Source organism: Paenibacillus sp. MCAF9 (genome assembly GCF_052114265.1).
Taxonomy (GTDB): Bacteria; Bacillota; Bacilli; order Paenibacillales; family Paenibacillaceae; genus Pristimantibacillus.
Window position 1 is genome coordinate 1 of sequence record NZ_JBFREL010000005.1, and the last position, 14,691, is coordinate 14,691.

10 protein-coding genes, 9 tRNA genes and 1 rRNA gene are annotated in these 14,691 nt (G+C 47.7%); 19 read left to right on the forward strand and 1 reads right to left on the reverse strand.

The genetic code is table 11. From position 1 onward, the window contains the following. The 19 genes from AB4Z45_RS10330 to AB4Z45_RS10420 all read left to right on the forward strand — a co-directional run. Positions 1-104 (forward strand): 23S ribosomal RNA (locus AB4Z45_RS10330); the annotation flags it as partial. Between the two features lie 146 nt (positions 105-250). Next, positions 251-327, forward strand: a tRNA-Ile gene (locus AB4Z45_RS10335). A gap of 5 nt (positions 328-332) precedes the next feature. Further along, positions 333-408 (forward strand) — tRNA-Asn (locus AB4Z45_RS10340). Positions 409-413: 5 nt separating this feature from the next. Continuing rightward, a tRNA-Ser gene (locus AB4Z45_RS10345) sits at positions 414-501 on the forward strand. A gap of 14 nt (positions 502-515) precedes the next feature. After that, positions 516-590, forward strand: a tRNA-Glu gene (locus tag AB4Z45_RS10350). A gap of 20 nt (positions 591-610) precedes the next feature. Then, positions 611-687, forward strand: a tRNA-Met gene (locus tag AB4Z45_RS10355). 32 nt (positions 688-719) lie between these two features. Next, a tRNA-Thr gene (locus AB4Z45_RS10360) sits at positions 720-795 on the forward strand. 75 nt (positions 796-870) lie between these two features. Beyond that, a tRNA-Thr gene (locus tag AB4Z45_RS10365) sits at positions 871-946 on the forward strand. A 74-nt stretch (positions 947-1,020) separates the two neighbouring features. Then, a tRNA-Thr gene (locus AB4Z45_RS10370) sits at positions 1,021-1,096 on the forward strand. A gap of 8 nt (positions 1,097-1,104) precedes the next feature. Further along, positions 1,105-1,181, forward strand: a tRNA-Pro gene (locus AB4Z45_RS10375). Positions 1,182-1,359: 178 nt separating this feature from the next. Further along, positions 1,360-2,118: a delta-lactam-biosynthetic de-N-acetylase gene (gene pdaA, locus AB4Z45_RS10380; RefSeq protein WP_441909522.1), complete on the forward strand. Its 759-nt coding sequence runs from the start codon at positions 1,360-1,362 to the stop codon at positions 2,116-2,118. Between the two features lie 200 nt (positions 2,119-2,318). Next, complete coding sequence (locus AB4Z45_RS10385) at positions 2,319-4,124, forward strand: sensor histidine kinase (protein WP_441909110.1); 1,806 nt, start codon at positions 2,319-2,321, stop codon at positions 4,122-4,124. Position 4,125: 1 nt separating this feature from the next. After that, the gene (locus tag AB4Z45_RS10390; protein ID WP_441909112.1) at positions 4,126-5,751 is read left to right on the forward strand and encodes a response regulator; all 1,626 of its coding nucleotides are present in this window, start codon (positions 4,126-4,128) and stop codon (positions 5,749-5,751) included. A gap of 127 nt (positions 5,752-5,878) precedes the next feature. After that, positions 5,879-7,282 carry an ABC transporter substrate-binding protein gene (locus AB4Z45_RS10395; protein WP_441909114.1) on the forward strand — a complete coding sequence of 468 codons (1,404 nt, stop codon included), beginning with the start codon at positions 5,879-5,881 and terminating at the stop codon, positions 7,280-7,282. Positions 7,283-7,371: 89 nt separating this feature from the next. Then, entirely contained in the window at positions 7,372-8,271 is a 900-nt protein-coding gene (locus AB4Z45_RS10400; RefSeq protein ID WP_441909116.1) for a carbohydrate ABC transporter permease, read from the forward strand. A gap of 11 nt (positions 8,272-8,282) precedes the next feature. Beyond that, entirely contained in the window at positions 8,283-9,170 is an 888-nt protein-coding gene (locus AB4Z45_RS10405; protein WP_441909118.1) for a carbohydrate ABC transporter permease, read from the forward strand. Positions 9,171-9,187: 17 nt separating this feature from the next. Further along, a complete protein-coding gene (locus tag AB4Z45_RS10410; RefSeq protein WP_441909119.1) occupies positions 9,188-11,407 on the forward strand; it encodes a heparinase II/III domain-containing protein in 2,220 nt (739 codons plus the stop codon). Between the two features lie 13 nt (positions 11,408-11,420). Next, entirely contained in the window at positions 11,421-11,735 is a 315-nt protein-coding gene (locus AB4Z45_RS10415; protein ID WP_441909121.1) for a cupin domain-containing protein, read from the forward strand. A 231-nt stretch (positions 11,736-11,966) separates the two neighbouring features. After that, a complete protein-coding gene (locus tag AB4Z45_RS10420; protein ID WP_441909123.1) occupies positions 11,967-13,208 on the forward strand; it encodes an MFS transporter in 1,242 nt (413 codons plus the stop codon). Positions 13,209-13,286: 78 nt separating this feature from the next. On the opposite strand, the gene yhbH is transcribed toward AB4Z45_RS10420, so the two are convergent. Continuing rightward, positions 13,287-14,441 carry a sporulation protein YhbH gene (gene yhbH / locus AB4Z45_RS10425; protein ID WP_076270296.1) on the reverse strand — a complete coding sequence of 385 codons (1,155 nt, stop codon included), beginning with the start codon at positions 14,439-14,441 and terminating at the stop codon, positions 13,287-13,289. Positions 14,442-14,691 lie beyond the last annotated feature (250 nt).

The window sequence follows — 14,691 nt, forward strand, 5'->3', positions numbered from 1 at the left end:
CCAGTATGTAAGACCCCTTGAAGACGACGAGGTTGATAGGTTCGGGGTGGAAGCACAGCAATGTGTGTAGCTGACGAATACTAATCGGTCGAGGGCTTATCCTAAACACGTTTACTGTGACCCATACATCCAGTAGACAGCAGCATAAAAGGCTTCAGCAAGCCTAATCTTTCGTATCCAGTTTTCAGGGCGCAACTTGATTGCCTGATTATAAACAATTGATCTTACATAAGATTTATGTTTATGCTTAGGGCCTTTAGCTCAGCTGGTTAGAGCGCACCCCTGATAAGGGTGAGGTCGGTGGTTCGAGTCCACTAAGGCCCACCATATTTTCCCTGATAGCTCAGTTGGTAGAGCACTCGACTGTTAATCGAGTTGTCACAGGTTCGAGTCCTGTTCGGGGAGCCAAGTTTGGAGAGATACCCAAGTGGCTCAAGGGGACCCTCTGCTAAGGGGTTAGACTGCGTAAGTGGTGCGAGGGTTCGAATCCCTCTCTCTCCGTTCCAATTTTTCAAGGCCCGTTGGTCAAGTGGTTAAGACACCTCCCTTTCACGGAGGTAACAGGGGTTCGAGTCCCCTACGGGTCACCATATTTTTTCTTTCAAAATGACGCGGGGTGGAGCAGCCCGGTAGCTCGTCGGGCTCATAACCCGAAGGCCGCAGGTTCAAATCCTGCCCCCGCAACCAAAACACCTTTAAATGGTGAAAAAAATCCATATGCCGTTGTAGCTCAACTGGTAGAGCAACTGACTTGTAATCAGTAGGTTGGGGGTTCAAGTCCTCTCGACGGCACCATTTTTTCTTTCGATGCTCCTTGGTTGCTGCCAGGCAAGCATCAAAACTACCTGCAAAGGTAGACATAACCGTTACGCCGTTGTAGCTCAACTGGTAGAGCAACTGACTTGTAATCAGTAGGTTGGGGGTTCAAGTCCTCTCGACGGCACCATTTTTCTTAAGATGCCTCTTGGTTATGCCAAGCAAGCATCAAAAACCACCAGCATTGGTGGACATAATCGATGTGCCGTTGTAGCTCAACTGGTAGAGCAACTGACTTGTAATCAGTAGGTTGGGGGTTCAAGTCCTCTCGACGGCACCATCTTTTCTCGGGACGTAGCTCAGCTTGGTAGAGCACCTGGTTTGGGACCAGGGGGTCGCATGTTCAAATCGTGTCGTCCCGACCATCTTTTAACAGAATGATTGACAACATAAACCGCTATTTTCAAAGTCTACAGGACTTATGGAAATAGCGGTTTTTTTATGTGTTTGTGGGGAAATATAAACGCAATATGCGGATGAAGTGCAATCACTTCATTGAATAAGGAGGCTTTACTGTTGAAGCAAAGGGTTAGAGTCGCTGTCATGCTTATTGCGATCTTATGGGGCGTTATAAGTCCAGCAGCTGCATTTGGGCAGCCAGGGGTATTCCACTTCGGGTTTAAGAAAAGCGTGGAGGGGCGTCTGCCTTCGATCGATGAGGAGGGCTTTAAAGAAATCGTAATGAAGCACGGCGCTTTGTTTCTAGGGGATACAACGCAAAAGGAGCTATATCTTACTTTCGATAACGGCTACGAGAATGGCTACACACCGCGTATTCTTGATGTATTAAAAGATAAACAAGTACCAGCGGTCTTTTTTGTAACGGGTCATTATGTCAAAGATCAGCCGGAACTTTTAAAGCGGATGGTGCTGGAGGGGCATATTGTAGGCAACCATTCTTGGAGTCACCCGGATATGTCGACCCTCTCAGAAACAAGCATCAAAACGGAGCTCGATAAGGTCAAGGAGCATGTAGAAACGCTGACCGGTCAGAAGGAAATGAAGTATCTGAGGCCGCCAAGAGGCATATTCAGCGAACGGATGCTTGCCGCTAGCAAACAATTCGGCTATACGAATGTATTTTGGTCAGTGGCGTACAAGGACTGGGATGTGAATGCGCAAAGAGGATCACAATATGCGTATAACGAGGTTGTTAAGCAGCTCCATCCCGGAGCGATCATCCTGCTGCATTCCATTTCCAAAGACAACACCGAGGCGCTCGGCAGAATTATAGACGAGGCTCGCCGGCAAGGATATCTATTCAAAAGCTTAGATCAGATGGGCATTGATTTAAATATCTAGTAAAGTACGTCCAAAAGCCTTAACCTCATTACAGGGGTTGAGGTTTTTTTTGTTATTCCGAACCATTTTATATTGCAAACGCAATGTTAAAATCTTTAGAATTCTGTCCTCATCCCTTACTTTGCCGCATGTTTAGCTATTTTAACTTCCATTATAATTAAGTAGAGTGTGCCTAAGCCCACTTAGGCGATGAGAGGTGAATGATGATGTTCAGCAAAAAAAAATGGGGAACGTTTGTTAAAAAGTTATATTATTCTCTATCGCTTAAGCACAGAATATGGCTGACCTTCGTTGTTTTAATCATGTTTGGCCTTACAGCAACAGGAGGGATTGCTTATTGGATCGCTTCGAAGGAAATACAGAGGAATGCGCTCAAAACGAGTCAGGATACGGTCAACCAATCTGCTCAAATCGTAAATGAACGGCTTAAGAACATCGGTATTGCCGTTCGTGCGCTTATGTTCAGCGACCCGTTCAAGCAGGTGATGACCGATGCACAAAACAATGACCGAGACCACTATTACAATACGTGGACCTCACTTCAAGGTGTTTTCTCGCAGGTGAAATTCAATGACTCGATGATTGACAGCATTTTGATTGCTTCGCCAATTGGCGATTATTATCATACCTCCAATGTCCGGGACACGGCAAACTCGTTTTATGATTCGGATCTGTATAAGCATTTCAAGGAAATAAAGCGAGGCTTTTGGACGAAAGGGCATAAGGATGCCTTTTTTATGGACAAACAGGATGTGATTTCCCTTGTTGTGGAGGGAGTCAATGAGCTGGGCGAGAAGCGATCGAATGTTTATGTGGTCATTAATGTGAAGCAAGATGATTTGTATGAGCTGTTCATGGAAAATCTGTCGACAGCGGAGAAACAGTATTATTTTGTAGATTCAGCGGGCGAAGATGTGAATTTGGATAATCGATCGAGTCAGGAGGATCAGTTGACAAAGCATTCTTCATTCACGAAACAGCTGACCGATGAAATGATGGGATCGTTTTTTTATAAGGATAAGAAAAAGGAATATCTGGTGAACTACGCAAGACTGGAGGTAAAAAATGATTGGATGATTGTTGGTATCCAGTCGAAGAGCGACCTGCTAGCGAAACTGAACGGCATCAAGAAAGCAACGATTTACGTCATACTGGGATTGATGGTTCTTTCATTATTCATAGCGAACAACTTGATCTATTTATTGTTAAAGCCGTTGTACAGTCTTCAAAGATTGATGAAACGGGTGGAAGAAAATGATCTGAACGTACGTTTCGAAAGCGAATACAAAGATGAGGTATCCCAGGTGGGGTTTCGCTTTAATCGGATGCTGGACGAAATCAAGCAGCTGATTGAAGACGTCAAGGTGCGGGAGAGTGAGAAGCGAAAGGCTGAGATCAAGGCGCTTTCCGCACAGATGGACCCTCATTTTTTTTACAATACGCTTAATACAATTTATTGCAAATCAGTGCTTGGCGAGAATAAGGACGTTAATGAGATGATTCTGGCTTTATCCCAAATGTTTCAGCTTAGTCTTAGCGGCGGGAGAGACTTAATTACGCTGAAGGATGAGCTTGACCATGTTCGCAAATATTTAGCCATTCAGCAGATTTCTTATGAGGAGCTATTCGTTTGCCATATCGAGGTGCAGCCGGAGCTGCTTGCCTGCGGAATTCCAAAAGTCGTCATTCAGCCGCTTGTAGAAAACAGCATTTTGCACGGTTTCCAAGATCGGGAATCAGGCGGTGAAATTTATATTAATGCGCAATCGGAAGAGGACTGGCTGCATTTGACGGTAGAGGATAATGGGACGGGTCTCGTTCCCGAGCAGCTCATGGCTTCGATTATTCATCCAACGACGATGGATGAGGGCTATGCTCTCCGCAATATATATCATCGGCTCCAGCTGTACTACGGCGACCAGCAGCGCATGATCATAAGCAATAATGATAGTGGCGGAGGCCGGATTGAGATTTGGATTCCGAAGCAGACGGAAGGGATGGGGTAACATGGGTCAACCGGTGAAATTGTGCATTGTAGATGATATTCGAAGTGTAGTAGATATGCTGAAGCACAAAATCCCTTGGGCGGAGCATGGGATCGAGGTGGTCGGCAGCGCCACGAATGGCGAAGAGGGGCTTGTGGTCATCCGGCAAACGTCGCCGGACATAATTTTGACCGATATTCGAATGCCGAAGATGGACGGGCTTGAAATGACGCGGAGCATTGTGGAAATGCTGCCTCATAGCAAAATTATTATTTTGAGCGCTTACACCGATTTTGAATATGCGAAAAAAGCGATCCAGTACGGGGCGCTTGATTATGTGAAAAAGCCGTTTTCAATCGAGGATATTATCAAAGTTGTCTTAAAGGCGAAAGAAGCCTCAGAGCAAGACAAACGGGAGCGTTCGCATGTCATTGGGCTGGAGAAAAAGATCAAGGAAAGCCTGCCCGCGCTGCGGCAGGAGTATATGTCGCTGCTTGTCCATCATCAGACCGAAGAGGCGGATATTTCACAGTGGTGGGGATTTCTAGATCTGCCGCCTTTGCAGGCTCCGCTTGCGGTCATGGTAATTCAAATTGACCAATTTACGGACAAATATGGCGGCTTGGTTGTGAAAGAGCTGGAGCTGGCGCGTTTCTCCCTGCAAAATATCGTTGAGGAGACGATCAAGGAGCATACATCGGCTGTTATCTTTCGGGAGGCGCTTAATCGCTACGTCTGCATTATGCAGGCGCAGCCTGGGGATCGGTTGATGCGGATTGCTGATTCCTGCTGCGAAAATATCGCCAGCTACACGAAGTTTACTATTTCCATCGGCATCGGGATGGAGGCGGGGAGTGTACGTGAGCTCCCGAAGAGTTATCAGCAAGCGCTTAGCGCCTTGTCTTATCATTTCTATACCGGGGGAAATGGCGCATTTAGCTCCCAGCAAGAAGCGCAGGACAGCGCCGCTGGATGGATTTATACGACAGAGAGTGAAAACGAATTTTTATTTGGGTTTCGCTCGGGCAATAAAGAGAAGACACTAGAGTGGCTTGCTTCCATTTTTGATGAAATGCAAAGCTCCTCCGTGCTCCCCGAGCCTAGCGATGTCGAGCATCTCTTTCACGGCCTGTCCCTGAGAATGCTTAGGGTGCTGCTGGAGAAGTTTCCACGCAGCAGCCTGAAGGAGTTTGAGTCGAAGGTGCAGGAGGCGAGACGGGGAAGCCGTTCGTCGCTGCAGGAGTATAGGCAATGGTTGACTGAGCTTTGCGAAATCGGCTGCAGGCTGATCGATAAGGAGAGGGCAAGCGAATCGCAAAAAATTATATATAGATCTATCGATTATATTAAATCGCATTTGCAGCTTGACCTAACTTTGGAGCATTGCGCAAGGCAGGCGAATTTAAGCTGGGGTTATTATTCCAATTTATTCAAGAAAGTGTCGGGAACGACCTTCCAGCAATTCGTCACGCAGGCCAAAATCGAGCGGGCGAAATCGATGCTAATCGAGGACTTTCAAGTGCAGGAAATCGCGCAGGAGCTTGGTTATGAACACCGGCGTTATTTCAGCGAGGTATTCAAAAAGCAGACCGGCCTTACGCCGACAGAGTTTAAGGAAATCTCCTTAGGCAGGTCGCCAAAGCCATAGAAGCAGGGTTTTGATAAACATGAAATATCTGCCCTTATTCGCAAGGTAGCCACATTACCTATGTGGCTCTGATCTCTTATAGTTAAGAAGCAAGCAAACGGTTTCACCTACAAAGGGAGGATCACCAATGTACAAAAAACTCGGAACGATCGTGCTGAGCTCATTTCTAGCCGTATCACTGGCAGCATGCGGAAGCACAAACAACAATTCGCCAGGGGCGGAGAGCGGAGCTTCCAACAAGCCTGCGGAATCGGAGGGCGCAACAACTCCAGCGAAAAGCGGTAAAAAGACAAAAATCGTGTATTGGACCGGAGATCGCCACGATATGGACTATATCAAGGGGGTTGTTCAAAGCTTTAATGACACGAATACGGACAACATCGAGGTGGAAATGGTCGTCAAGACGGATGATTACGATCAGGCAATCGACTTGGCGTTTTCTTCCGGACAGGGACCGGATGTGTTCAGAGTTAAGGAGAATACGATCAAGACTTACGTAACTAAGGGTTATCTTGCACCGATTGATGCAATGCTGACAGACAAGATGAAGGAGCAGTTCCCAGTCATTCAGGACTTTAACCAAATTGATGGCAAAATGTACAGCTTGCCGAACTATGGCTCGACATTAAGGCTGGTGTACAACAAGGATTTGTTCGCCAAAGCAGGCATTGCCGCTCCTCCAACAAGCCTTGCGGAAATGGTCGACGCAGCCAAGAAAATAACGGCTGTCGGCAAGGCAGATGGCGCTTACGGCTTCGCGCAAAACTTCAAAAATGCAGATAGCGCGTTTGGCCGTTCTGCACGTGTCATTGCTGAAGTGAGCGGTTACGGCGGCTTCGGATATGATTTTAAAACTGGAAAATTCGACTTTGCAGGCTTCAAAGACATAATTCAATCCTTCAAACAAATGTATGACGACGGAAGCACGCTGCCGGGCATGGAGTCGCTTGATATCGATCCGCTGCGCGCGCAGTTTGCGGAAGGCAAGCTAGGCATGTACCTTTCCTTCTCTTCCGAGCCGGGTGTATACAAAAACCAATTCCCTGCGAAAATCGATTGGGCTGCGGCACCTGTGCCAACAATTGATGGCACAGTCAAAGGAGCAAGCTCGTTCCTTGGCGGCCAATGGCTGGCGCTGAGCAGCTCCTCCAAAAACAAAGAAGCGTCGTGGAAGTTCATGGAGTATATGTACGGCGATGAAATTTTGAAAACGTATCATGAAAAAGGTTTTGGCATCTCCATGGTACCTTCGATTTCGGCAGTTGCCGCGAAACCGGACATCAATGGCATTGATGGTTTCCTGCCAAGCGACAACGATGCTACGTGGCCATTAAGTCCGGCTGTTACGGTTGAGGGCATTAAGTACAATGATGCATTCTTTAAATATATGCTGGGCGGCGGGGATCTGGGTGCGATCATTCAGGATTTGAACACAAGATACAATGCGGCGCTTGATAAAGCGATTGCTAGCGGCGATGTGACCACGGCAGCGAAACCAGAGTTTGATCCAACGAAGCTGGGTGCCAAATAAAGGCTTCACCATAAGAACAGCAATGCGGGGTGGAGTGCAGACTCCACCCTTTGCTTTCCCCTAAGACAGAGTGTACGGGAGTGGAAACGATGATCAAAGCGCGTCAAATGAGTTTTTCTTATCTTTTTTTATTTCCAAGCTTGCTGCTAACGGTTGTACTAGGCATCTATCCGCTAGGCTGGGCTATCCGGTATATGTTTTATGATTATAAAGGCTATGGCGAAGCTAGATTTACCGGCTTGTACAACTTTCGCAGGCTGCTTGCCGATACCCAGTACTGGGACTCCGTAGTGAATACGTTCATTTATGCGGGAGGCAAGCTGATTGTAACAATACCGCTGTGCCTGCTGCTAGCCGTTATTTTGAACCAGAAGCTCAAAGGCCGCAATGTACTTCGTGCAATCTATTTTATGCCAACGGTCATCAGCTCCGCGGTTATGGCTGTCGTGTTCTTTATTATTTTTAATTCGTATAACGGGGTGCTGAATCAGTATTTGCTTAAGTTTCATATTATCTCCGAGCGAATTGACTGGCTTGGACCCAAAAACGCAATGATGACTACGATTATTATTGCCATCTGGGGCGCCGTGGGCAACTATATGCTGTTGTTCTTGGCCGGACTCCAGAATATTCCGAATGATGTGTATGAGAGTGCTTCGCTAGACGGTGCAAACAAAAGACAGCAGTTTTGGTATTTGACGATTCCGATGCTTGGACCTGTTCTGCAAATCGTTATTATGCTGGCAATTATCAACTCGCTTAAAGGCTATGAAACGATTATGGTACTGACCGAGGGCGGCCCGGTTGGAAAAACTGAAGTTATGTATTTATACGTATATAAGCTATTTTTCCCTACGCCTTCCTCCGGTGCGGTCGTTGACCAGCAGTTCGGCTACGGAAGCGCAGTCGGCTTCACTACAGCCGTAATTGTAGGCATCATTACGCTTGTCTACCATCTGCTGTCTAATCGCATGAATAAAATGCAATAAGGGAGGATGCTATGAAGACGGAAGTTATACCCCATGTTCAAACGAACCAGAAACGAAAACCGCTTCGCACAGGGAAATTAGGCGGTCAGCTGCTGCTCTGGATTTTCTTGATTGCAACGGCGCTCCTGATCTTGTTTCCCATAATCGTTACGTTGTTTGGTTCATTTATGTCGAATGCAGAGATTTCTACGGGCGGCAACATTTTGCCATCGGTATGGCATTTTGAAAATTATGCAGAGGCGTGGGTGCAAGCGAACTTTTCCCGCTTTACTTGGAACAGTCTCATGCTTAGCGGCATGACAACGATCGGTACGCTTATCGTTGCTTCGATGGCTGCTTATGTTGTAGAACGGATGAATTTTCCGGGCAAAGCTTTGTTCGTGGCGATACAGGCATCGACGATGTTTATCTCGATAGGTGCGGTCGTCATTCGCCCCCAATACGAGCTGATGATCAAGCTGCATTTGCATACCTCTTTATGGGGCGTTATTTTGATATTAATCAGCGGCCACGCTTATATTTTTTTCATCCTGCTTAGTTTCCTGAAAGGAATATCCAGAGAGCTGGATGAAGCGGCGCGGATTGACGGCTGTTCTAATGCAGGAATCTTTTGGAAAATTATTTTGCCGCTCCTTAGACCGGGTCTTGGCGTGGGAGCGTTGTTCACGTTCTGCGGGGCGTGGAACGAGTATTTGAGGCCGCTCGTCTTTACGATGAATACGCCCGAGCTTCAAACATTAACGGTGGGACTCTCCTACCTGCGCTATGGAGCGTCGGCAGCGGTTCAGACGCATTATATGCTGGCCGGGGCTTGCTTGTCGATTTTACCGCTGCTTATCGTCTATATGCTCGCGAACAAATCGTTTATGCAGATGACGGCAGGATCACTGAAAGGGTAGGGAAAGAGGCATGCGTTATGAATGATAAACGGCTGGTGAAAATGAGAACAAACGCATGTCTGCCGCAGTTTGAGGCGGCTATGCGGCTGCTGCGACAGGAAGCGGAAGAGGGATCACGCATCTCGTATACGATAGGCCCGGCAGAATATGGAGAATGGATGCATCAGTACTACTGCCATCATGACGGTGCGAAGCTCTCCTTTGAATGGGGGCAGCCGCACGCGCATGTATGTCCGGTATGCGGGACGGTATGGTCTGGCGAACCCTTTGACTCCGCATGGACATCCTTTGTGCATGCGAATATAGGCCGAGCGGTTTTCCATATGGCGATGCTTCACGCTATTGAGCCGGATGAAGCGCTGCTCTATCAAACGAAGCAGTTTCTTCTGTCTTATGCAGACTATTACGAAGGGTATAAGATTCACGGGAGCATCCCGTACAACGGTCCGGGTAAGCTGTTTGCCCAGACGCTTGATGAGGCGCATTGGATTATTGACTTGTCCGTAGGCTTTCAATTCATTCGGGCTTCGTTGTCTGATGAGGAAGAGGCTCATATCCGTTATGGCTTGCTGGAGCCTTGCGTACATTTTTTAATCGCGCACAAGGAGGAGCAAATCCATAACCATGCGGTGCTGATTACTTCCGCGATCGCTTCCCTTGGCATTTTGCTGAACGATGAGGGGATTATTCATGCCGGACTCTCTGGAGAGTATGGGCTATATGACCAAATAAAGCGGGGCCGATTTGCTGATGGACTGTGGTACGAGGGGAATGTTCAGTATCATTTTTATGCGTTCAAGTCGCTGCTGAACTACGCGCTTATGGCAGAAGGAACGCCTTGGGATATTTGGCAGGAGTCTGGCCTCCAATCGATGTTTGATTATCCGGTTCATTGGATATTGCCAAATGGCTATATGCCTTCTTTCAATGATGCAGGAAGCGCGGGCGGCATTCATACCTATGCACCTTATTATGAAATAGCGCTGGATATTTTCGGAGAAGAAATCTATCGCTCGCTGCTGAATACGGCCTATGGCACGCCGTGGGCGGAAACGGCATTTACAGGCGTGAAGACAGTGGAGCGAGACTCTATTCTAGCGTTATTGTTTGGCTGTGAGCTTGCACCTGCGGACGCTTCTGAAGATGAACAGCTGTGGAAGGCAACACACCGTTCGGTATCCATGCCTGTGAGTGGGATAACGAAGCTGGTTAATGCGAAGCGCTGGCAGGCGTTCATGAAGCACAGCAAGTTCGGCGGCGAGCATGACCATATGGACCGGCTCGGCTTGTCTGTCGTATGCGGGGAAGTGCCGCTGATCGTTGATCCGGGCACGACCGCTTATGGCGTGCCCGCGCATTACGGATGGTTTAAGCATACCTTCTCGCATAATACGGTGTGCCTGAATGGCGCCGACCAGCCTCCGGCGGATGGGCGGGTTGTTCGGTTTGAGGAGCATCCGTGGGGAACATGGACTGAAACGATGGTAGACTGGAAAGCGGAAGCGTATGAGATGAAGGACCGGATTATTTTGCCCCCGGAGCTTAGCCCATGGGATCTCTTGGCTTATGAAGGTGCTTCTATTAGAAGAATAAATGTGCTGACTGAGCTTTATTTGCTTGATATGGTCAAGGTAGATGTAAGCGAGCCGCGGGAAATCAGCTGGATGAATCATTTTAGCGGGAGGCTTGAAGAGGAAGAGGACAAGGTCTGGCAATCGACAGATGTATGCTTAAGCAGGCTTGATCAGCAATGGTTTAAGCACAAAAGTAGGTTTGTAGCTGGTGGAATTTCCGAAAGAACGCTAACTTTTCGCTATAAAATGGAGAAAGGGAGCTTGAGGCAGCATTTTTGGAGTTCTCAGCCTGTGGAGATCTATTCGGCTTTGACGCCGGATAACCCGCCGGATCGGGACCGGACCTCACTTATTATGCAGGTGAAAACCAGCCAAACGATCGTTTTTGCGCAAGTGCTGTTTTATGATTCGGAGCAAGAGCCGTTGCCCGAAGGAGCAAAGCTGGTTGGGAACGTTGAATCAGTAGATTATGCTGATACAATAGAGTCTATAGAAACAGTAGAGGTTATTGAAAAAATAGCGAAAACGGAAGCTTTGCAGATAACTGAAATGTCGGATCAGAGCTACCGAATGACAATCACAGCAGATGGTATCAGGGATGAGTACTCGCTGATGTGGGACGATGGCGGAGCATGGCTAGACAAATGGGATGGTAGAAGGTAGAGGAGGAAATCGGATGAGCAATATCGGAGTATGGGAAAATGCGGAGCCTGGCGTTACACGTAAAATTTTGCAGCCGGGGAAAACGCTGATGCTGATGGAGGTTCATTTTGAGCCTGGTGCGGTTGGTTATGAGCATGCTCACCCGCATGAGCAGCTGAGCTATTGCTTGAGGGGCGCCATTGAATTTACAATTGACGGCGAGAAGCAAGTGATCCGGCAAGGAGAGTCCATCGTTATACCAAGCGGGGCGAGGCACGGAGTAACCGCATTGAAAGCCTCGGCGCTGCTCGATTCCTTCACGCCGCTTCGCGATGATTTGATTAAGTAAGGGTTAGTATACAGTTATAGAGAGAAGAGCGATTCCATGGCTGAGCGAGCATGGGTGCTCTTCTTTTTTTTGCAGGATGGTTGTTGCCGCCTTGTAGAGGGTATATTCTTTGTAATAGGGCTGCAATCATTAGAAACTTTGAAAACGTGGTAATATAGAGTAGGATATCCATACAAATAGAAAATGCTGCCTAGTCAAATAGAGCTTGAGCATAGGGTAAGGGGTTTACATATGAGTAAAATGACATTGCTGCGCGAGCCGAAACAGCGGAAACTGTTGTTTAGCGCGGGGCTTAGCTGGCTTTTTGATGCGATGGAGGTCGGAATGATCTCCTTTATCGTAGCTGCTTTGGCAGTAGAATGGCAGCTTGGTTCACAACAAGTTGGGTTGCTGATGGCAATTAATTCGACCGGTATGGCAGTTGGAGCCGCTGTATCCGGTTTGATGGCCGATCGATACGGACGCAGGGCGATCCTGCTCTGGACACTGCTCATCTTCTCCATTGCGAGCGGTCTGTCCGCTCTGGCAACGAGCTTTATCGTCTTATGCGCGCTGCGTTTCATAGCCGGATTTGGGCTTGGCGGGGAGCTGCCAGTTGCGTCGACGCTTGTATCGGAATCTGTGCCTGCCAAGGAGCGGGGCCGGGCAGTCGTCCTATTGGAGAGCTTCTGGGCGATCGGCTGGATTGCTGCGGCTTTGATTGCCTACTTCATCATTCCCGATTACGGATGGAGGATGGCGTTTGCGCTCGGTGCTGTTCCTGCACTTTTTGCCCTATATTTAAGAAGAGCCATTAAAGACTCGCCCAGCTTCAATGCGCAGCAGAGCCGCAAGCTGAGTCTGAGCGACAGAATGAAATCCATATGGTCCTTGCGCTATCGAAAAACGACAGTAACATTGTGGATCTTATGGTTTACAGTCGTATTTTCCTATTACGGCATGTTCCTATGGCTGCCTTCAGTGATGGTACTCAAGGGCTTTGATTTGGTGAAAAGCTTTCAATATGTTCTGATTATGACACTCGCCCAGCTGCCAGGTTATTTCACTGCTGCTTATTTTATCGAGAAGTTTGGGCGAAAATTTGTGCTGGTGGTTTATTTGCTGCTAACCGCGGGCAGCGCCCTTTGGTTCGGCAGCGCAGAGACAGAAGGAGTACTGCTGGCTGCGGGCATTTGTCTCTCATTCTTTAACCTTGGAGCGTGGGGAGGGATGTACGCCTATACGCCTGAGCTCTATCCAGCCGCAGTTCGTGGAACTGGCGTCGGCTTTGCCGCCTCATTCGGCCGGGTCGGGGGTATCATTGGGCCCTATCTTGTTGGGATGCTCGTTGCTAAACAAGTCGCGATACCATCTATTTTTATGATCTTTTTTGTAACGATTGTCATAGGCGCGCTAACGGTTTTATTCTTTGGCAAAGAAACGAAAGGGATCGATCCGGATAATGAGGGCTCTGATTCTGCTCTTACAAGTTGAAGGGATGCTTATTGAAAATGCAAATAAGCCGTCCAGAATGGGTTGAACCCATCGGGACGGCTTTTTTCTGTGGTTTTATTAGGCACCGGTCACTTGCTTGGAGAAAAAGGTTTTAAGCGCTTTGTACACTTCGCCTTTCTCCTTAATGACCGAATACATAAACTTTTTGTGGTTGATGTGTTTGTAGGCGGACATTAGAGTACTGCTTCGATTGTATTGGTTGACCTCTCCGTATCCGAACATATTGCTTCTTTCCATCAGCTGACCGATTAGCTTCACACAGCGTTCGTTGTCTGAGGTTAGGTTGTCGCCATCAGAGAAGTGGAACGGGTATATATTCCAATTGGGAGTCGGGTACCGGCTATCGATGATGTCGATCGCTTTCTGATAAGCGGACGAACAGATGGTGCCGCCGCTTTCCCCACGATTGAAAAATTCCTCCTCAGTAACTTCCTTTGCTTCCGTATGATGCGCGATAAACACAATTTCCACATGCTCATATTTGCGCCTTAAGAAGCGTGTCATCCAGAAGAAAAAGCTGCGCGCGCAATATTTCTCGAACGAGCCCATGCTTCCGGATGTGTCCATGAGGGCAAGAATGACCGCGTTGGATTGGGGTTTGATGACTTCATTCCATGTTTTGTAACGAAGATCGTCAGGCGAAATGCCGCCAATGCCGGATTTGCCCGCATTAGCGTTGCGGCGCAGGTTTTCGATTAATGTTCGCTTCTTGTCAATATTGGACATAATGCCTTTTTTTCGAATATCGTGAAAAACGATTTCGGTAGTTTGCAGCTGATCTTTTTGCTTTTGCTCCAGATTAGGAAGCTCCAGCTCCTCGAACAACATATCCTCCAATTGATCGATACTTATCTCAGTATCAACAACGTCTTCTCCGGGCTGGTCGCCTGCATCCTGACCCTTGCCGGGCCCCTTAGCAGCTTGTGGATCGACGCCGAGCACATCCCCAACCTGAGAGTCGCCATCGCCTTGTCCGACGTGCTGCTTCTTGTTGTAGTTGTATATAAAGTGGGACTCGTCGAGACTTTTAATAGGGACCTTAATCGTTCGCCTGCCATCGGACAATACGATGCTTTCATCGGAAACCAGATCGGGAAGATTTTGCTTAATGGCTTCGTGCACCTTCTCCTGATGTCGCGCTTGATCCTCATAACCTTTGCGGTGGAGCGACCAATCTTCCCTTGAAACAATAAATAGCGGCTCTGACTCCATTTCCCTCACCTCATTCCATTATGTTAACGCTGCAGAATGAAAAAAAGCTTTACATGCTCATCGCTTATTTCTTGTCTGTTACTCAATATATTCAAGAGCAGAGCGGTTATGTGAGGGAAAATGAACAGGGATCACATGAATTTATCCCCATAAACAGCTTCTAGAAGTTTAAATCCGCTTTAAAATAGGTATCTTTTCCGAGCATCCTGCGTTGCTTTACGAGGTTATTTTTGAGTCATAACAGCAATCT